The sequence below is a fragment of the Promicromonospora sp. NPDC050880 genome (assembly GCF_044456525.1).
GTDB lineage: Bacteria > Actinomycetota > Actinomycetes > Actinomycetales > Cellulomonadaceae > Promicromonospora.
The window spans coordinates 392,156-411,151 of record NZ_JBITFV010000002.1; the positions used below are offsets into that span (position 1 = coordinate 392,156).

The following is an 18,996-nucleotide window of genomic DNA, read 5'->3' on the forward strand; positions in this document are numbered from 1 at the left end:
TCCTCCGCCGCCCTTCTGACTCCTGCGTGAAACGCCGTCAGGCTAACAGATGAGCGTCGGAGGAAGCACAGATGAGCGCCTGGTCAGGCCGGGGGCTCGACCGGGAACGGCTCGCCGAAGTCCGCCGACCGGCTCACGGCGCTCCACCGCAGGTCCGACTCCAGCAGGCGGCGGTCCTGCGCCGCGGACATCTCGGCGGCGTTCACGCCGAGCGGCAGGTTGTCGGGCAGGTCGTCACGCCCGGCGAGCGTGACGAGGATCTGCGCCGCCCGGTCCGGGTCGCCCGCGGCGCCCGCGCCGGACTGTCGCATGCGCGCGTTCATGGCACCGACGGTGGACTCGTACTCCGGCGGCACGTCGGCCACGGTCATGGACGCGCCGGCCCAGTCCGTCCGGAACCCGCTGGGCTCCACGACGAGCACCCGCACGCCGAACGGCGCCGTCTCGACCCGGAGCACCCGGCTGAACCCGTCGATGGCGAACTTCGCCGCCTGGTAGGACGCGATGCCCGGCGAGCCGCCGACCCGCCCGCCCACGGAGGAGAACTGGATCACGAGGCCGCCGCCCTGCTCGCGGAGCAGGGGGATCGCCGCCTTGGACACGTTGTAGACGCCCCAGAAGTTGGTCTCGAACTGCGTGCGGAAGTCGGCGTCCGAGGTGGTCTCGATCGGGGAGACGTTGGCGTAGCCCGCGTTGTTGACGATCACGTCGAGCCGCCCGAACCGGGCCGACGCCTCGGCGAGCGCCGTCCGGGCCGCCGCCGGGTCGGTCACGTCGAGCCGGAGCGGGAGCACCCGGTCGCCGTACTCGGCCACGAGGTCGTCGAGCTGTTCGGGGCGGCGCGCCGTGGCGGCGACCCGGTGGCCGGCGGCGAGGGCCGCGCGGACGAGGGAACGGCCGAAGCCGCGGGAGGAACCGGTGATGAACCATGTCTGCTGCATGGCTTTAATAAAACACCGTTGCTCTAAGTTGTACAACCCCGTTGCGCTAAGATGTGACCATGACGACAGGCGACTTCCAGCGGGCCCGCTCCCCCGAGGCCAAGCGCGTCCGGGAGGTCGCCATCCTCGACGCCGCCCGCCGGCTCGGCAGCGAGCGGGGCATCCGGCAGGTCACGCTGACCGACATCGCGGACGCCGTGGGCATGCACAAGTCCGCGATGCTGCGGTACTTCGAGACGCGCGAGGAGATCTTCCTGCGCCTCACGGCCGAGGGCTGGCGGGACTGGGCGCCGGACCTCGCCGAGCGCCTGCGCGGCCTCGCGCGGCCCGACGCCGACGGCGTCGCCGCCGCGTTCGCCGCCTCGCTCGCCGCCCGCGGGATGTTCTGCGACCTGCTGGGCCAGACGCCGCTGAACCTGGAGCGCAACGTGTCGGTGGAGAAGGTCCGGGAGTTCAAGCTCACGACCGGCGAAGGGCTGGGCGTCATCGTCCCCGCCGTCCGCGCCGCGCTGCCGGGCCTGACCGAGCAGGACGGCGTCGACCTGGTCGCCGCCGCGACCTCGATGGCCGGCACCTTCCACCAGATCGCCACACCGGGGCCGGAGGTCGCGGAGCTCTACCGCTCCGACCCGCGCATGGCGCACGCCCTGGTCGAGGTGGAGCCGCGGCTGGCCCGGATCCTCGCCGCGATGCTCCGGGGCCTGGTCAGCGAGCGCACCGCCTGAACCGGCCGCGCCGACTGAGCCGTCACCCGCGGACGGCTGCCGCGTACCGCCGGGACAGCAGCGCCAGGTGGTCCACGAGGGCCGGCGGCCCGTCAGCCGTGAAGTCGAGCCCGAGCATGCCGATCCACACGGCCACCGTCTCGATGCTGTCCCCGCCGGTGACCAGCACGCACGTGGCGTCGTCCCGTGGCTCGACCGTGCCGACGGCGGGGTTGATGCGGTCCAGCACCTCGTGCGCCGGTGCGTGCACCAGGATCCGGGCGTGCACCGCCCAGCCCGTGCGCGCCACCTCGCGCACCACGAACTCGGTCAGGTCGAACGGCGGCTCCACGGGGGTGAACCGGCGTCCACCCGGTGTGCGCAGCTCCAGCCAGTCCACGCGGAACGGCTCCCACCCGCCCGAGGCCAGGTCCCGGCCCACGAGGTACCACCGGCGCTGCCACGCGACGAGGCGCACCGGCTCCACCTCCCGCGGCTGCTCGCGGTACCAGAACCGCAGCCCCTGGTGGTCGCGGATCGCGGCGGCAAGCGCCGTGAGCAGCGCGGGGTCGACCGCGGGGTCGGTGACGTTGCTGTCGGTGTTCACGGGGCCCGCGCTCGTGGCGTCCCGCAGGGCGGCGACCTGGCGGCGCAGCCGGTCGGGCAGCACCTGCTCCAGCTTGCCCAGCGCGCGGGCGCTGCTCTCCTCGATCCCCGCCACGGCGTTCGCGGCCCGCAGCCCCACCGCGATGGCGACCGCCTCCTCGTCGTCGAGCACCAGGGGTGGCAGCCTGCCGCCCACGCCGAGCCGGTACCGCCCGCCCGGTCCGCGGACGGCGTCCACCGGGTAGCCCAGGTCGCGCAGGCGGGCGACGTCGTTGCGCACCGTACGACCGGTGACGTCGAGGCGCGCGGCGAGCTCGGCGCCGGACCAGTCGGCGCGCGACTGCAGCAGGCCCAGGAGGGCCAGCAGCCGCCCCGCGGTGGCACTCATGGGACTCCTCTTCTCGCTTCTCGAACCCGATCTCGAATCAGCTCAGAATAGAGGAAAGAAACGTTCCTGAACCCTTCGTAGTGTCGGAGACATGGACACCACGACGAACACCTCAGCCCCCACCGACATCCGGCCGTTCCGCATCGCGATCCCCCAGGCGGACCTCGACGACCTGGCCGACCGCCTCGCCCGGACCCGCTTCGCCCCGGCCGCCCCTGGCGACTCCTGGGACTACGGGACTCCCGAGTCCTACCTGCGCGGCGCCGTCGACCGCTGGCGCACCGGCTTCGACTGGCGCGCCGTCGAGGAGCGGGCCAACAGCTTTCCGCAGTTCCTCACCGAGATCGACGGCCAGGCGGTGCACTTCCTGCACGTCCGCTCCGCCGAGCCGGGCGCCCGGGCGCTCGTCCTGACCCACACCTACCCGGGCTCGTTCCTCGACTTCGTCGACATGATCGGCCCGCTCACCGACCCGGTGGCCCACGGCGGCAGCGCCGAGGACGCGTTCCACGTGGTAGTCCCGTCGATCCCCGGGTTCGGCTTCAGCACCCCGCTGAGCGAGCCGGCCGACGGCGGCTCCTGGACCATGGCCCGCGTGGCCCGCACCGTCGACACCCTGATGCGCCGGCTCGGCTACGAGTCCTACGGCGCGCACGGCAGCGACGCCGGGGCCATGGTCGGCCGGGAGCTGGCGGTCCTCGACCCCGCGGGCTTCCTGGGCGCCCACGTGCTCCAGCTCTTCTCGTTCCCCACGGGAGCCGAGGGTGAGATGGACGGGTTCGGCCCCAAGGAGTTTGCCGCCCTGGGGCACCTGCAGTGGTTCCAGAGCGTGGGCGGGTACAACGCGATGAACGGCTCCCGGCCCCAGACGATCGCGGCCGGGCTCAGCGACTCTCCGGTGGCCCAGCTCGCCTACAGCGAGCTGTTCGAGAACTTCGGCAACGGCACCAGCAGGGTCTCCCTCGACCAGGTGCTCGCCCAGGCCAGCCTCTACTGGCTCACCAACACCTCGGCCACCTCGGTGCGGTACCACTACACCGAGCAGCGCTCGGGCGCGGAGCCGGTGGTGAGCACGGGCCGGATCGGCGTGGCCGTCTTCGCCGACGACTTCCAGACGATCCGCGCGTTCGCCGAGCGCGACAACGCCCGGATCGAGCACTGGGCCGAGTACCCGGAGGGCGGCCACTACGCGGCCCTGGAGGTCCCCGAGGTCGTGGTGGAGGACCTCCGCGCCTTCTTCCCCCACCCCTGACCACCCCGGCAACGCCGAGTGCTGGACGTTCGCCCTCTCCGACCCCCGGAAGGGCGAACGTCCGGCACTCGGCGTCGGCTCAGTGGGCCTCGTGCGTGTGGGGCTCGCCGCCCGAGACGCCGTTCAGCTCGTTCGGGGTGACGCCCAGCTCGGCGGACTTCCAGACCTCACCCGTCTCGATGTCGACCGCGTGGATCGAGTCCGTGGCCGGGTCGGTCACGTACACCGAACCGTCCAGCGTCAGGATCGCGGGCCGCGGCTCCTGCCACTCGACCGGCTCCTCCCACTCGTCGATCACCGGGACGGACTTCGTCAGCTCGCCCGACTCCGGGTCGATCACGTGCACCTGGCCGTCCGTGCCGAGCACGAGGGCCTCGCCGTCGTCGCCCCGCGCGAGCGACCGGAACGTGTACGACGACGGCAGGTCGACCAGCTCGAGCGACCCGTCCCGGGTGTCGATCAGGGAGACGCGGGTGGGACGCTCCAGCTCGGCGTCCTTGTCGGTCTTGTAGTCGCCCAGCACGATCGGCGATGCCTCGGAACCGGCCTGGTTGCCGATGCGGCCGTAGCTGTCGGGGGCCTCGACCTTGGTGATCTTGCCGTCCGCGTAGACGACGGCGCCGTCCTCGCAGCCGATCACCACGGCCTCGTCGGCCGCGACGGCCTCGCCGTGCACGCCGGGGCACTCGTCCGACGCCGCGATCTCCTCGCCGTCGCCGTCCAGCACCCGGATGCCCGTCCGCGCGTCCTCGGTGCCCTCAGAGACCACGAGCGTGTCATCGGTCAGCTCGACGGCCACGCCGTGGTGGGCCGACGGCGTCGTGTACTCCCGGGCGGCGGCGTCGGCGTCGGCCACGTGCTCGGAGTCGACGACCCGGACCAGGCCGGTGCCGTCGTCGAACAGGGCCGTGCGGCCCTCGTGCACCACGACGTGACCGGGTTCGGTGGCGTCGTACCGCACGTCCGTCAGGGTGGGCTCGGCCGTCCAGTAGTGCGAGTGGTCACCGTGCGCCTCGGCCCAGGTGCCCAGGTCGAGGGCCTGGAAGCCGCCGGTGGTCGAGACCATCAGGTGCCGCTCGTCGCCGGCCGGGTTGAGCCGCGTGAAGCCCTCCAGCTGGACCTCGCCGACGGGCTCGAGGCTCATCGCGTCGAGCACGAGCACACCGCCGTCGTAGGTGACGGCGACACGCGGCGTGCTCGCCTGGACCTCGGTCGCGTCCGGCGCCTCGTGCTCGTCGGCCCCGTGCTCGTCCGTACCGGCCGACGACGACGGCGAGCCCGCCGCCGCACCGTCGTCCGCCGCGCAGGCGCTCAGCAGGAGCAGGGACAGGGCGGCGCCGAGGCCGGCAGCCGTGCGGGTGGTGTGGTTTCTCATCGTGGTCGGGCGGCCCGGCCGGGGTCGCCCGCTCCTTTCTTCTAGAATGACAACCATTCTCATACCGGGCCAGAGTCAACCACGTATGAGAACGATTCTCAAACAGCTCGCAGGAACGCCCGTCACCGGCCGTGCGGCACCTCGTCGTGGCGCGCCAGGAACCCGACGACACGATCCACCACCCGCGCCGGCGCCTGGGCCCGCACACCGTGACCTGCGCCGGGCACGACCACGACCTCGGCACCCGGCAGGAGCACCGCGATCCGACGCTGGGCCGCCGGCGGGTCGGACACCACCGACGCGCCACCGTAGATCGCCAGCAGGGGCGGGGCGAACGATGCCAGCTCCGCGTCCTTGAGGGGCCGCGCCCACCGGACCGCCAGGCGGAAGCCCTGGCCGGCACGGACGTTCGCGAGCTCCACCTCTGTCATGGTGAGCCCGGGCGTGAGCCACTCGCTCATCGCCCGCCAGCCCTCCTCGGTGCGGTCGCCACCGAACCGGACCAGCCGCAGCAGCGCCCGCCACGGCGTACGCGCGACGACCCCGTTCGGCTCGATCAGGGACACGCTTGCCACCCGCTCGGCCGCGTACAACCCGACGAGGGTCGCGTGCCAGGCACCCCGCCGACTCCCCCAGAACGTGCACCCGCTCAAGGCCGAGCCCGTCCAGCACCTCGGCGAACCAGGTACCAAGGTCGGCCTCATGAGCCATCGGCGCAGTCTGCACGCTGCGCCCCGGGCCTCCGACGGTGTCAAGGGCGAGCACCGGACGCCCCCGGGCCAGCCCCTCGACCACGGAGTGCCAGTGCAGCCCGTTCCCGAGAACGCCATGGAGCAGGACCAACGGCAGGCCGTCACCGGCCCCGGACCGCCGCACGTGCGTCGTACCGAACGACGTGGTGACGTCCGCCGTCTCAGCAGGCAGCGGCCAGAGCCCTTCCATCGCCTCGTAGCTGCGGAGGTAGGCCTCTCGGGCCTCGTCGCTCGAGAACCGGCCGATCTTCGCCATGGCGCCCTCCCTCTCGGTGATGGTATGAACGTATCACTTATGATGGTTCAGGCATACCAATAAGGCGGCCCAGGTCGCCCGAGACGACGAGAGGCGGCCCACATGCCGCGACTGGCCGACCACGACCAGCGCCGAAAGCAGATCACCGACGCCGCGCGCCGTGTCGTCGCGCGCGACGGACTCGGCTCCGCCACGTTTCAGTCGGTGGCTGCCGAGGCAGGCATCTCGGTACGCCTGGTCCAGTACTACTTCGGCACCAAGCGCGCGTTCCTGCTGGCGACCCACCAGGCCGTGGTGGCCGACGCCGGCGCCCGGTTCGCCCGGGGCCTGGGCGCGCTCGGCCCCGACCCGACGCCGCGGGAGGTGATCCGAACCGTGCTGGCGGAGCTGCTGCCGATCGACGCCGCGCGCAGACAAGACACAGTGCTGCTCAACACGTTCCACACCGCGGCACTGACCGCACCTGCCGAGGAACCCGGAATCGTCGCCGACGACACCCTGGGCGCGCCGCGCTTCCTCGTCCGGACGATCGCGGAACAGCTCCGTCGGATCCGCCCCGGCGGGCCGGCGTCCCCGGAGGACACTGCCGACCTGGACGCCGAGCTGATCGTGGCCGCCACGGCCGGACTTGCCCAGACCCTCCTCGTCGATCCGAACGCCGCCGAGCGCGCCGACGCCCTGCTCGACCGGCTGCTGGACCGGATGGCCGCGGGATGAACGTGCCCTCCGTCCCGCTGGGTCAGACCCCGCCCAGACCCGAGTACGCGGCGACGAAGGCGACCCCGACCACCACCGTGCCCGCGACCGCGAGTGCCACCGGCACCGCACCCCGGATCCGCCGCACCAGCATCACGGCCAGCAGCGCGAGGCCGGCGACGCCGATGAGCGTCCAGTACACCGGGCTCGTCGTCTCCCGTACGACGGTCAGCCCGTACAGCGCCTCACCCGCACCGATCCCCGCGAGCAGTGCCGTGCCGAGCGCGGCTCGGACGCCGGCGGCCCGCAGCCACACGGCCGCCATGCCCACGAACGGGCCGGCCACGACCCCCACGACGGAGAAGAGGAGCGGGTCGTAGACGAGACCGCGCACCTGGGACGCGACCGTGTAGCCGAGCACGAGCAGCACGAAGCTCACGGCGCCGAGCACCGCCGCGGGACCGGTGCGCATCCGGGACCAGTACAGGAGCGACGCCGTCAGCACCGTCCAGCCGCTGGCCGAGTTCGCGAACGACGCGAAGGAGTCGGGCAGGAACCCCTGGGCGTAGGACGTGAGGCCGCCCAGGAGGAAGCTCAGGGCGACGACGGCCAGCGCCCGCACGAGCGGACGGGTCAGGACGGCGTCGGCGGACGACGCCCGGGTCACGGTGGTCATACCGGGAACCTAACGACGGTGGTCGTCCCCGCACATCGGACCCTGGTCGGACGGCGTCCGACCAGGGGTGGACACGGGCTAGCGTGAGCGGATGGCAACCCTTCACGACGTGGTGTTCGACTGCCGGCACCCCGCTTCCCTCGCACGGTTCTGGGCCCTGGCCCTCGACGGTTACGACGTGGCCCCCTACGACGACGAGGAGCTGACCCGGCTGCGCACCCTCGGCGTCCACGACTCCGAGGACGACCCGTCGGTGCTCGTGGGGGCACCCGGCCGCACCCCACGGCTGTTCTTCAACCGGGTGCCCGAACCCAAGACCGTGAAGAACCGCGTGCACCTTGATGTGCGCCACCCCGACCGGGACGCCGAGGTGGCGCGCCTGGTCGCTGCCGGCGCGACGGAGGTCGGCCGGCACGAGGACTGGGTGGTCATGACCGATCCCGAGGGGAACGAGTTCTGCGTGTTCCCGGCCTAGCCCGCTGGGCGGCCCAGGTCCGGCGCGGACGCAGGATCGCCCCCGGCGGTGCGGCACAGCTCAGCGAGCCGCCGTCCCGCCCCGCCCGGCCTGCCGGGCGGGGCGGTTCCGGTGCCACCGACAGATACGCGTGCCCGGTCGGGGTGACCGTCTCCACCGCGAACCGGCTGCTGGTGTCGCCGTCCGGTCGTCGCTGGGTCCAGCCCGGCGCCTGCTTCGCGTGGTTGCAGCGCACGCACAGGCCTTGACCGTTGCCCACGCTCGTGGAGCCGCCCTCGCCGAACGGTCGCACGTGGTCGGCGTGCCGCATCGGCGCGTCGCAGTACGGCGTGGCACAGATGCCGTGCTGCCTCGCCCGCAGCACCGTGGTGATGCCCCGGGTGAAGAAGCGGCTCGTGCTCGTCGTGGCCAGCAATCGGCCGGCCGGGTTGACGTAGATCGCGCGGAGCCAGGCCGCGTCTGCGTCGACGCCCGCGGCCACGAGCTCCCGCGCCACGGGAGCGGGTACGACCCCGACCCCTGCGGCGGATCCCTCCAGCAGCACCGCCGGGTCCTCACCACCGGCGAGCAACGCCTCGTCCGACACGAGCAGGTTCACCGTGACGGGCACGTCGTCGGCCCGCTCGCGGCCGGTCACCCGCTCGATCAGCGTGTCGGCCATGACCTGCCCGCCCGACCGCTCGTCACCGGCGGCCCTGGCGGCTGCGGCGTGCGCCGCGAGCTGCGCGTAGGCCTGGACGCCCTGTTTCATCGGCACCAGTGCGGTCAGGTACACCATCAGGTCGGGTGCCGGACGCACCGAGACCCGACGCTCACCCTCCGCCTTCGCCAGCCGCTTGACGCACGCGTGGACGTCCAGCCGCGCCGCCAGCTCCTTGATGCGGGCCGTGAGCCGCTTGCCGCCCAGGCCCGCCAGCGTCCGCAGGTCGCCGCAGATCTGCTCGTCGATGAGCGCGCGGTGCTCCGGGCTCAGGTGCGAGGTCTCGCGCACGAGCGTCCTGGCGCGCCATTCGCTCAGGGCTCCGCGCCGGAGGGCCTCGAGGGTGTAGGGCATCTGCCGCACCCACACGCCGGCGTCACCCACGAACGAGCCCGCCGCGTTCGGCGAGAGCCCCATGGCGAGACCGACCTGGGACGCGACGCCCCGGCCTCGGCGCTCGGCCCGGATACCCTGCGCGGCCTCCGCGGCCCGGGTGGCCTCGTCCAGCGCCACCACGACCCGAGCCTGGGCGGCGGACACCGTGTGCTTGATCTTCTCCAGCTCTTCGAGCAGGTCCACCCAGGCCGCCCGGGTCTCCCCCGGCACGCCCCCGCGGTCGCCACCGGGCAGGACACCGTGCGCGATCACTCCGCGCAGCAGCGCGGCGACGCCCGCGTCGAGGATCGCCGCGTCGTCACCGGCTGTCGCCGAGGCATCGGGCAGCGCAGAATCGAGCTCCTCACCTGCCTCAGCCGCACCGGTCATTCGCCTCGTCATGCCACGATTCTATCGAACACGTGATCGATTCGCTGGCCTCGCTCACCGGCCTGTGGACAACCCCGCCGCCGCCCCGGTCACGAGTCCCGCGCGGCCTCCACCGGCTGCCGCAGGATCGTCCGCCGCCTCTCGGGCGGCACCCGGCGGAAGTCGCTCAGATAGATCTCGTGGTGCCGCCCGGTCGGACGCAGCCCGTTGCCGGGCACGAACTCGTCGTGCATCCGCGCGAGCACCGCCGCCTCGTCGTCGAACGACCCGACGTGCAGCGTCTGCACGCAGCGCCCCTCCGACAGCGGGGCGAGGCGGACGTCGTCGAGCCGCGCCGGACCGCTCCGTGCCCGCACGTGCTCGACCGCGGCGCCGAAGGCGTCCGCCCTGATCCAGTCCGGCTGCAGGATCATCAGCGTCCAGTCCCACCGCGACTTGTCCCGGGCGACCGTGAAGGAGTTCATGTCCCGCGCCCACCACAGGCCCTCCAGCGGCATGACCACGAAGTCGCGGCCCAGGTCCCGCCTGCTCGCGAACTTCAGCGCGTAGGCGACCGGGTACAGCGCCTCGACGGCCTCGGCGAGCACCGGGGTGTTCGGGTCGCCGTGGCCGTCGACCATCAGGTACTGCTGGTCGGGCACGTCGAGCAGCCGGAACCGGCCCTGCTGCGCCCGATAGCCGTCGAGGCTCTTCTTCAGGTCGACCTTGTCTGCCATGACAACCCCGCATGTCGAGAATCCGGCGTCGGTCCCGTCCCAGGGACAGTAGCGGGCACCGAGAACCCGCCGCCACGAGAACCCCCGTCACCAGGGCCCACCACAGAACCCGTCACGTCCGCCCACCACGAGAGGAACGACCATGGAACCCCACGAGATCGCGGAGGTGCTGGACCGGCCGTTCAGCCAGGAGCTGCTGGCGCGCGACATCACCCGCCTCGCCTACGTCGCCCCGGACGGCACGCCCCGCACCGTCCCGATCGCTTTCGTCTGGAACGGCACGCACGTGGTCATGTGCACCACGAAGAACGCCCCGAAGCTGGCGAGCCTGCGTGCCAACCCCGCCGTCGCCCTGACGATCGACACGGAGGTGCACCCGCCGAAGATCCTGCTGATCCGCGGCCGCGCCGAGCTCGACGTCGTGGACGGCATCCCCGAGGAGTACGTGAGCGCCAACACGACCTACGAGATGACTCCCGAGCAGCGGGCCGAGTGGGAGGCGGAGGTGCGGTCGCTCTACGACGGCATGGTGCGGATCGTGGTGACCCCCACGTGGGCCAAGCTGATCGACTTCGAGACCACGCTGCCTACCGCAGTCGAGGAGCTCGTGCGGCAGCGGGCGGAGCGGGAACAGGCCGAGGACCGGCCCTGACCCGGCGTCCGGCCCTCCGCACGGTCGCGGCGGGCCGATCCCGATCCCGGGCCTACTGCTGCGGCAGCCAGGGCCCCCACCGGTCGCCGGGCGCCTGGTTCCGTGTCCACCAGCGCGCCACGTAGGCCGTGCCGTCGTGGACCGCGACGTCGCCGGCCTCGAAGATGCGCGACGGAGTCCACTGCGCCACACCGTCCCGCTCGGCGATCTCCTGCCACGGGCCGTAGGCCGCACCGGGCTCCTGCCCGCGCGTCCACCAGGCCGCCCGCCAGGTCGAGCCCGCGAACGACACCTCGTCGCCCGCCCCGTAGGCCGACGCCGCCGCCCAGGCCGGTGCCGACGGCGCGCACCCGTCGTCGCACACGCTGAAGGACGCGAGGACCGCCTTGTGGTCCGAGGGCCAGACGGCGTCCGGCGTGAGGATCTGGTCGGCGCTGTCGTCGTCGACCCGCTCGTTCCGCACGATCGTCGACTGCGGCCCGACCACGGACGCCGCGTCGATCGACACCCGCTCGTCGGGCGTGACGAAGACGTAGTCGATGCGGTCGCGCTCGTCGGCCTCGGGCGCCCAGGTGAGCTCGGAGGTCGGGAAGAGCGGGTTGTCCGAGGGCCAGGTGACGCCGGGGTTCGCGACCGGGTCGGGGTACACCTCGCGGTAGGCGTCGACCAGGCCGCCGTCGAGCAGCGCCTGCGTGCTCTGCCACGGGATCACGAGGCCGTTGTGGTCCTGGAGGTCGGCGGTGGCCGCGGTCCAGTCCTGCACCGACGGCTCGTTGAAGTCCCCGCCGACCACCGCGATGCGGCCCGCCGCCCGCTCGGCGGCGACGTCCTCGACGAGTGCCGCGACCGTCGCCGGGCGGCCGGACTGACGGTTGGCCTCCAGGATCGCGTCCACGTCCGTGACCGGGCCGCCCGGGAGCTTGTCCCACGTGTCCCAGCCGTCCGGCCAGTCGCCGAGCACCGCGCCGCCGTAGCCGCGCGGCAGGTAGGTGGCGTACCAGCGGTACTCGAGGTGGCCGCCGTAGGCCACCACGTCGGTGCCGTTGACGTCCAGCACCGCCTTGGTCCACCAGCGGTCCACGGTGCTGGTCTCCAGGATCGGGTAGCGCGAGACGATGCCGGTGTCGGTCGCGATGACGTGGTCGTAGCCGAGCAGCGCGGCGACCTGCGCGGGCGCGTCGCCCTGCTCGGGCATGAAGGTGACGTCGGCGTCGGTCTCCCGCAGCACGTCGGCGATCTCCCGGGCGCCGTCGTCGATCTGCGTGCCGCCGTGCCACACGTTGAACGTGAGCACGTTGAGCTCGCTCACGCCGTCTACCTCGGGCTTCGGCTCCGCCGGCGGCACGGCAGCGCCGTCCTCGACCGTGAGGTCGACGGGACCGGCGAGCACGTCGTAGCCGTCGTCCTGGAGCAGGTAGACGTCGTAGTCGCCCGCGCCGACCGATGCGGCGTTGTGGGTCCAGCCGTCCCGGTCGCCCGGGCCCCAGGTGACGGTGCCGGTCGCGTCCGGCACGTACCGCCAGTCGAGCGACGCCGGCCCGCCGGGCACGGCGCCGTCGCGGTAGATGCCGATCCAGTTGCGGTCGTGGACGGCGCCGGTGGCGTCGAAGGAGATCGAGACGGACTCGTCGGCGCCGATCACGGACCGGTCGAGGCCGAGGGACGGCTCGGCGGCGGAGGCGACCGGGGCGACCGCGAGAGCGGCGAGGACGCCGCCCGTCAGGAGGGTCGCGAGGAGTCCTCGGCGAAGGCGTGCGGATGACATCGGCTGGTTCTCCCGGGCTCGGAAACGCGCTGCGGCCGTGACAGTACGAGGCGAGCATGGCCGGTCCGTGGCCGGGAGGTGAACTGCCGCGGCGGTTCAGTCCCTGGTGTCGGCCTTCCGGCGGGACGAGCGCCGGGCCTGCACCGCGAGCCCCGCCAGGGCGAGCACGGTGCCCGCCACCACCAGCCCCTGGACCCACGGCCCGAGGGCCACCCCGGCGGTGACGCCGTCACGCAGCTCGACCTCGGTGACGATCAGGCCGGCCTGGTCGGCGGGCAGGGCGGGCCCGGCGGTCCCGTCGGGCGCGAACACCTGGCTGGTGCCCGTGGTGGAGAGGTTGACCACGGCACGGCCGGTCTCGACGGCGCGCATCCGGGCGAAGGCGGTCTGCTGCAGGTTCTCGTCGGTGCCCCGGAAGTCGGCGTTGTTCGTCTGGAACATGAACGCCTGCGCGCCGTTGCCGATGCCCTCGCGGACGACGTCGTCGAACACGACGTCGAAGCAGATCGCGAGGCCGACGACGGCGTCGCCCGTGTCCACCGCGGGCACGTCGGTGCCGGGCGTGTACTCGCGCCCCAGCAGGTTGACGAGGCTGGGCACGATGGCGCCGTAGAGCCACCGGTCCGGCACGTACTCCCCGAACGGGACGGGGTGCCGCTTGGCGTGCGAGGCGGTGGCGCCCTCCTCGGTCCACAGGAACGACGTGTTGTAGATCAGCTCGCCCTTCGACGACGCGGCGTTGACCAGCAACGGGGCGTCGTACTGCCGGGCCGCTGTGTCCAGGGCCCGTTCCGTGGCGGGGTCGGCGAGGGGATCGCTGCCGACGCCGCCCTCGGGCCAGACCACGAGGTCGACCCGCTCGTCCGCCAGGGGTGCGGAGGCGGCGAGCTGGGCGTCCAGCAGTGCGCCGGGTGCGCGCTCGTCGGAGTAGGCCGCGGGGCCGTTCCCCTGGACGGCGCCGATCCGCAGGGTGCCGGCGTGCGACGTCGGGAACTGGGGCGTGACCAGCAGCAGGACCGCGAGCGCCACGGCGGGCACGGCAGTCGGCAGAGTGGCGGGCAGGACGGCGGTCCACCGCCGCCACCGCCGGGCTGCCCCGGCGCCGTCCTCCGGGACCGGGACGTCGTCGGCCCGTGCCGGGGCCGTGGTGCGCGCGACCCGGACCACCTCGATGACGGCGGCGCACAGCAGCACCATGCAGAAGCTGAGCCCGGACACGCCGAGCCAGGACGCGACGGGTGCGATCGGGCTCGCGGACTGGCTCATGCCGAGGCGCCCCCAGGGGAACCCGCCGTACGGCCAGGAGCCCATGGCGAGCTCGCGCGTGGTCCAGGCGCCGGCGACCAGGAGCGGCAGCACGACCAGCCGCACCACCCCGGTCGAGCGCCACCGGGGCAGCCACCGGTAGGCGAGCGTGACCAGCGGGGACAGGGCTGCCGTGAAGAGGGTCTGCGCGGTGGCCAGCGCCACCCAGGGCACCCAGCCCAGGGGGTCGTCACCCAGGAACCGCGACGACCAGGACACGTGCGGGAACCAGAAGACCGCGCCGAACGCCGCACCGACCAGCACCGCGCCCCAGGCTCGCCGTCCGACGAGCGTGAGCAGCGCGAGGGTCACGGCGACGAACGCGAGCGGCCACCACCCGAGGGCGGGGAAGGCACCGTCGAGCGTGACACCGGCCAGCGCCGCGACGGGAACCGCTGCCGCGAGCGGCAGGAGCGGCGGGTCGAGGGGCTGGGTCCGCGCGGTGGTCCGTGCCTCGGGGGCGGGGCCGGTGCCGGGGGCCGGCTGCGAGAGGGCTGCCTGCGTCACGACCGGAGTCTCCCATCCCTGGCTGGGAACGGCGGCCCGCCCGGCGATGAGACACTTACCGGCCTGTAAGTTTTCGTGGTTACGATCGCCCGACGGACAGACCCGATCGATACGAAGGAGTGCCGTGGTGGACCAGCGCGAGCAGGAGGTGGGTCTCCGGATGGACACCCAGGAGCCCGACGGGACGCCCGTCTACCTCGACCCGGACCGCCCGGTCCCCGAGCGGGTGGCCGACCTGCTGTCCCGGATGACCGTGCCCGAGAAGGTGGGGCAGATGCTCCAGCTCGACGCGCGCGGCGACTACGAGGGCGACATCCTGCGCAAGCACGTGGGGTCGATCCTGCACACCTCTCCCAGCCGGCTGGAGCGCGCGCACGACCTCGTGGCGCAGACCCGGCTGCGCATCCCGCTCCTGGTGGGCGAGGACTGCATCCACGGCCACTCCTTCTTCGAGGGCGCGACCATCTTCCCGACGCAGCTCGGCATGGCCGCGACCTGGGACCCCGCGCTGGTGGAGCAGGCCGCCCGGATCACCGCGGTCGAGGCGTCCGCGACCGGCGTGCACTGGACCTTCAGCCCGGTGCTGTGCATCGCCCGCGACCTGCGCTGGGGCCGGGTGGACGAGACGTTCGGCGAGGACCCGTACCTGATCGGCGAGCTCGCCTCCGCGATGGTGCGCGGCTACCAGGGCACCGGCCTGGCCGACCCGACGGCGATCCTGGCCACCGCCAAGCACTTCGCCGGGTACTCGGAGACCCAGGGCGGCCGCGACGCGTCCGAGGCGGACATCTCCCGCCGCAAGCTGCGGTCCTGGTTCCTGCCCCCGTTCGAGCGGGTCGCCAAGGAGGGCTGTGCCACCTTCATGCTGGGCTACCAGTCCATGGACGGCGTGCCGATCACGATCAACGACTGGCTGCTGAACGACGTGCTGCGCGGCGAGTGGGGCTACACCGGCACCCTGATCACCGACTGGGACAACGTGGGCCGCATGGTCTGGGAGCAGAAGGTCCAGCCCGACCACGCCCACGCCGCCGCGGCGGCCGTCCGGGCGGGCAACGACATGGTGATGACCACGCCACAGTTCTTCGAGGGCGCCCAGGAGGCCATCGACGCCGGCCTGCTCGCCGAGTCCGACCTCGACCGCGCCGTGGCCCGCATCCTCACCCTGAAGTTCGAGCTCGGCCTCTTCGAGAACCCGCGCCGGCCCACCCTCGCCCGGGACGGCGCGCTCGTCGGCTGTGCCGACCACGCGGCCGTCAACCTCGACGTCGCGCGCCGCTCGCTCGTCCTGCTGCGCAACACCGGCGGCACGCTCCCCCTCGCGGGCGGCTTCACCACCCGGGACGACGCCGGTCGCGCCGCCGGGGCCGGTGCCGACCGGCCCCGGCGCGTCGCCGTCGTCGGGCCGCTGGCGGACGCCGCCCAGGAGCAGCTCGGCGACTGGGCGGGCAGCTCGGGGCAGGCCGACTGGCTGCCCGACGGGCACCCGCGCGACATGATCACCACGGTGCTCGACGGGCTGCGCGACCTGACGCCGCAGGACTGGACGGTGACCAGCGCGCTCGGGGCCGAGATCGTCTCGCTCGTCACGCCGCCCGAGGGCGACACCCTGCCCGACGGCCAGCCCCGGCCCAAGATCGCCGTGCCCCGCGACCCCGACCCGGAGCTCGTCGCCGAGGCCGTGGCCCGGGCGCAGGAGGCCGACTACGTCGTCGCCGTGGTGGGCGACCAGGTCGAGCTGGTCGGCGAGTACAAGTCGACCGCGACGCTGGAGCTGGTCGGCGGGCAGGTGGCACTCCTGGACGCGCTGGCCGCGACCGGGACGCCGCTGGTGGTCGTGGTGATGGCATCCAAGCCGCTCGTGCTGCCCCAGTCGGCCCTGAACGCGGACGCGCTGCTCTGGGTGGCCAACCCCGGCATGCGGGGCGGGCAGGCGATCGCCGAGCTGCTGCTCGGGCTGATCGAGCCGTCCGGGCGGCTGCCGATCTCGTTCGCGCGGCACGCGGGCCAGCAGCCGGTCTACTACAACCAGATCCGGGGGCAGCACGGCAGCCGGTACGCCGACCTGACGCAGGAGCCGGCCTTCGTGTTCGGCGAGGGCCTCTCGTACAGCACGGTGGAGTACTCGGACCTGCGGGTGGCCGACGCCGAGGTGGGCCCCGACGACACCGTGCGGGCGACCGTGACGCTGACCAACACGGGCACCCGCCCGGCGCGCGAGACCGTCCAGGTCTACGTCAGCGACTCGGTGACGTCGGTGAGCTGGGCGGACAAGGAGCTCAAGGCGTACCGGCAGGTCGACGTCGCCCCCGGGCAGCGCGTGGTGGTGGAACTCGCCCTGCCGGTGGCGGACTGCACGATCGTGGACCGGGAGGGCCGCCGCGTGGTCGAACCCGGCGGCTTCGAGCTCCTGGTGGGCCGCTCGTCCCGCGACGCGGACCTGCTGCGCGCCCCCTTCACGGTGCTCCCCCGGTGAGGTCGTGACGTTGCGTCGAGGTCGGTACAGCCCTCTGCCGACCTCGACGCGACGTCACGACCTCGGCCGTCAGCGGGTGGCCAGGAGGAACTGGTCCGGGCGCAGGGCGCGGGAGACGATCCGGGTGTCGCCGATCCAGCCGTAGAAGCCCTGGCCGAACGTCCCGGCGCCCTGCGTGCCCCCGAGGGCGAACGGCTTGCCGACCGTGCTGATCCCGCGCGACACCGTCGCGGCGTTGCGGGCGATCTTCGAGCCGTCCACGTACAGCGTCGTGTACCGGCCGTCGTTGACGATCGCGATGTGCGTCCAGCGACCCACGGGCAGCGCGTGGCTCCAGGAGGTGGGGTCGTCGTCGATCGGCACCGGGTAGACCACGAACTGCAGGAACCGCTCGCCCGTCACGTTCAGGCTGCACGGTGCGTCGTCCTCGGACCACCCGCCGCTCTTGCCGGCGTCGCCCGCGCGACCCTCCCAGCTCAGGATGCCCATCCAGGAGTGGTCGCCCTGGAAGGGCTCCGGGAGCTTGACGAAGGTCTCGATCGTGTAGCCCGACTCGAACGTCATGCCGTTGACCGGCGCGTGCGGGCCGGTGTGCAGCACGGCGCCGCGGTCGGGCCCCTTGCCGCCGTCGAACCGGAGGCTCGCGTGGGCCGGCTGGTCGTCGTGGTGCTCGGCGGACCAGGTGAGCGCGGCGGGCGCGCTGTCGTGCAGCAGCACCGAGGTGAGGTGGTTGCCGTTCCCGCTCAGGTCACGGACGACCGTGCCCGGTGCCACGGGGGCGCCGTCGGTCGCGGCCCCCGCCAGGCCCGCCTCGTCGAACCGCCAGTAGGCGACGGTCCCGCGCGGCATCACGGCCGACGGCGGCCGCGGCGCGGGCACCACCGGCGGCGCGAACGCGGCGAAGCGCTCGTCGAAGTCGATCTCGACGGTGAACCGGTCGACGTCGCCGCTGAGCTCGACGTGCTCGTTCTCCAGGGGCGTGGGGTCTGGCTTCGCCCCGAGCCACGGCGAGAACGTCTCCACGTCGATCACGCCGCGGGACAGGTCGAACGAGTAGTAGCGGAGCATGCCCGCGCCGCCGTAGTAGCGGTCCTGGTAGTTGGTGATGTGCAGGTGCACGGCGTGGCCGGCGTCGTTGGTCAGCATGGTGCGGCCGGACGGCCAGTAGTGCCCGCCGAGCGCGAGGAAGATCTGGTCGTTGGTCGTGATGAGACGGTCCCAGAGCCGCTGACCGTTGTCGGACAGGTGGGCCTGGCCGTCGTCCTCGGCCCAGACGAGGTCGTGGGTGGTCAGGATGGCGGGCAGCGTGTCGTGCTCGTCCAGCACGCCCTGGGCCCAGGCCAGCCCGGCGTCCGACACCCGCCAGTCCAGGGCGAGGACGAGCCACTCCCGCCCGCCGCCGCGCACCACGTGGTAGCTGTTGTAGCCGTCGGGCGAGGATCCGCCGTAGGTCTCCATCCGGGCGAACCGCCGCGGGCCGAAGGTGCGCAGGTACGGGGTGTCGCCCCGCTGGTCGTCGCCGGAGACGTCGTGGTTGCCGGCCAGCACGCTGTACGGCATGCTGCCGGCGGCCTCGAACGCTCGCCGCGCGGCGAGCATCTCCGCCTCGGTGCCGTGCTCGGTGACGTCGCCGAGCTGGGTCATGAAGACGATGTTGTCCCGCTTCCGCTCCCGGACCAGGTGGCGCAGGGTGGCGCGCACCGGTTCGGGGTCGGAGCCGCCCTCGTCCAGGAGGTACTGGGTGTCGGGCAGGACGGCGATGGTGAAGCGCGGGTCGGTGCCGTCCGGCAGCCCGCCGCTCGCCTCGGTGATCGAGGGGGCGGCCGCTGCCGTGGCGGCGGAGGCTGCTGACAGGACCGGTACGGCCGCAGCGGCCCGGAGCAGGGATCGGCGCGAGAGCTTGGTGTCCACGGCTCACAGCGTGGCCGGGGCGGTTGGCGTCGGGGTGACGCGCAGCGGAACGGAGGCCGGCGGGACGGCGACGCCGGG

16 protein-coding genes and 1 pseudogene are annotated in these 18,996 nt (G+C 73.1%); 6 read left to right on the plus strand and 11 right to left on the minus strand.

Translation table 11 applies throughout. The features are described 5' to 3' along the window. Nucleotides 1-83 precede the first annotated feature (83 nt). Complete coding sequence (locus tag ACIBBF_RS05635; RefSeq protein ID WP_397411369.1) at nucleotides 84-941, minus strand: SDR family NAD(P)-dependent oxidoreductase; 858 nt, start codon at nucleotides 939-941, stop codon at nucleotides 84-86. A gap of 59 nt (nucleotides 942-1,000) precedes the next feature. Here ACIBBF_RS05635 and ACIBBF_RS05640 point away from each other — a divergent pair, with 59 nt between their 5' ends. Beyond that, nucleotides 1,001-1,666 (plus strand): TetR family transcriptional regulator, encoded by a 666-nt coding sequence (locus tag ACIBBF_RS05640; RefSeq protein ID WP_397411371.1) that lies wholly within the window; start codon nucleotides 1,001-1,003, stop codon nucleotides 1,664-1,666. Between the two features lie 22 nt (nucleotides 1,667-1,688). Here the strand turns inward: ACIBBF_RS05640 and ACIBBF_RS05645 are convergent, their stop codons facing one another. Next, nucleotides 1,689-2,639, minus strand: a complete 951-nt coding sequence (locus ACIBBF_RS05645; RefSeq protein WP_397411373.1) for a helix-turn-helix transcriptional regulator — start codon at nucleotides 2,637-2,639, stop codon at nucleotides 1,689-1,691. Between the two features lie 91 nt (nucleotides 2,640-2,730). On the opposite strand from ACIBBF_RS05645, the gene ACIBBF_RS05650 reads away from it, so the two are divergent. Further along, on the plus strand, nucleotides 2,731-3,891 hold the full coding sequence (locus ACIBBF_RS05650; RefSeq protein ID WP_397411375.1) for an epoxide hydrolase family protein: 1,161 nt from the start codon (nucleotides 2,731-2,733) through the stop codon (nucleotides 3,889-3,891). A 79-nt stretch (nucleotides 3,892-3,970) separates the two neighbouring features. Here ACIBBF_RS05650 and aztD read toward each other — a convergent pair whose 3' ends face one another. The 3 genes and pseudogenes from aztD to ACIBBF_RS05665 all read right to left on the minus strand — a co-directional run. Beyond that, entirely contained in the window at nucleotides 3,971-5,266 is a 1,296-nt protein-coding gene (gene aztD, locus ACIBBF_RS05655) for a zinc metallochaperone AztD (RefSeq protein ID WP_397411378.1), read from the minus strand. Nucleotides 5,267-5,388: 122 nt separating this feature from the next. Beyond that, a complete protein-coding gene (locus ACIBBF_RS05660; protein ID WP_397411782.1) occupies nucleotides 5,389-5,832 on the minus strand; it encodes an alpha/beta fold hydrolase in 444 nt (147 codons plus the stop codon). A 109-nt stretch (nucleotides 5,833-5,941) separates the two neighbouring features. After that, a pseudogene (locus ACIBBF_RS05665) lies at nucleotides 5,942-6,274 on the minus strand (alpha/beta hydrolase); the annotation flags it as partial. Nucleotides 6,275-6,376: 102 nt separating this feature from the next. Here ACIBBF_RS05665 and ACIBBF_RS05670 point away from each other — a divergent pair. Then, nucleotides 6,377-6,991: a TetR/AcrR family transcriptional regulator gene (locus ACIBBF_RS05670; RefSeq protein ID WP_397411380.1), complete on the plus strand. Its 615-nt coding sequence runs from the start codon at nucleotides 6,377-6,379 to the stop codon at nucleotides 6,989-6,991. A gap of 22 nt (nucleotides 6,992-7,013) precedes the next feature. On the opposite strand, the gene ACIBBF_RS05675 is transcribed toward ACIBBF_RS05670, so the two are convergent. Continuing rightward, the gene (locus ACIBBF_RS05675) at nucleotides 7,014-7,646 is read right to left on the minus strand and encodes a DUF6518 family protein (protein ID WP_397411382.1); all 633 of its coding nucleotides are present in this window, start codon (nucleotides 7,644-7,646) and stop codon (nucleotides 7,014-7,016) included. A 91-nt stretch (nucleotides 7,647-7,737) separates the two neighbouring features. Between ACIBBF_RS05675 and ACIBBF_RS05680 the strand changes: the two genes are divergently transcribed. Beyond that, complete coding sequence (locus ACIBBF_RS05680; protein WP_397411384.1) at nucleotides 7,738-8,121, plus strand: VOC family protein; 384 nt, start codon at nucleotides 7,738-7,740, stop codon at nucleotides 8,119-8,121. Here the strand turns inward: ACIBBF_RS05680 and ACIBBF_RS05685 are convergent. Further along, on the minus strand, nucleotides 8,075-9,598 hold the full coding sequence (locus ACIBBF_RS05685) for an HNH endonuclease (protein WP_397411386.1): 1,524 nt from the start codon (nucleotides 9,596-9,598) through the stop codon (nucleotides 8,075-8,077). The two genes, ACIBBF_RS05680 and ACIBBF_RS05685, sit on opposite strands and share 47 nt — an antisense overlap. 77 nt (nucleotides 9,599-9,675) lie before the next feature. Then, complete coding sequence (locus tag ACIBBF_RS05690; protein ID WP_397411388.1) at nucleotides 9,676-10,302, minus strand: GyrI-like domain-containing protein; 627 nt, start codon at nucleotides 10,300-10,302, stop codon at nucleotides 9,676-9,678. Nucleotides 10,303-10,444: 142 nt separating this feature from the next. Here ACIBBF_RS05690 and ACIBBF_RS05695 point away from each other — a divergent pair, with 142 nt between their 5' ends. After that, nucleotides 10,445-10,954: a pyridoxamine 5'-phosphate oxidase family protein gene (locus ACIBBF_RS05695; protein WP_397411390.1), complete on the plus strand. Its 510-nt coding sequence runs from the start codon at nucleotides 10,445-10,447 to the stop codon at nucleotides 10,952-10,954. A 52-nt stretch (nucleotides 10,955-11,006) separates the two neighbouring features. On the opposite strand, the gene ACIBBF_RS05700 is transcribed toward ACIBBF_RS05695, so the two are convergent. Both ACIBBF_RS05700 and lnt read right to left on the minus strand, forming a co-directional pair. After that, nucleotides 11,007-12,719 (minus strand): endonuclease/exonuclease/phosphatase family protein, encoded by a 1,713-nt coding sequence (locus tag ACIBBF_RS05700; protein WP_397411392.1) that lies wholly within the window; start codon nucleotides 12,717-12,719, stop codon nucleotides 11,007-11,009. Between the two features lie 96 nt (nucleotides 12,720-12,815). Beyond that, entirely contained in the window at nucleotides 12,816-14,531 is a 1,716-nt protein-coding gene (gene lnt, locus ACIBBF_RS05705) for an apolipoprotein N-acyltransferase (RefSeq protein WP_397411394.1), read from the minus strand. A 160-nt stretch (nucleotides 14,532-14,691) separates the two neighbouring features. Here lnt and ACIBBF_RS05710 point away from each other — a divergent pair, with 160 nt between their 5' ends. Further along, on the plus strand, nucleotides 14,692-17,007 hold the full coding sequence (locus ACIBBF_RS05710) for a glycoside hydrolase family 3 N-terminal domain-containing protein (RefSeq protein WP_397411764.1): 2,316 nt from the start codon (nucleotides 14,692-14,694) through the stop codon (nucleotides 17,005-17,007). Nucleotides 17,008-17,076: 69 nt separating this feature from the next. On the opposite strand, the gene ACIBBF_RS05715 is transcribed toward ACIBBF_RS05710, so the two are convergent. Continuing rightward, the gene (locus ACIBBF_RS05715) at nucleotides 17,077-18,918 is read right to left on the minus strand and encodes a LamG-like jellyroll fold domain-containing protein (protein ID WP_397411396.1); all 1,842 of its coding nucleotides are present in this window, start codon (nucleotides 18,916-18,918) and stop codon (nucleotides 17,077-17,079) included. Nucleotides 18,919-18,996: the final 78 nt, after the last annotated feature.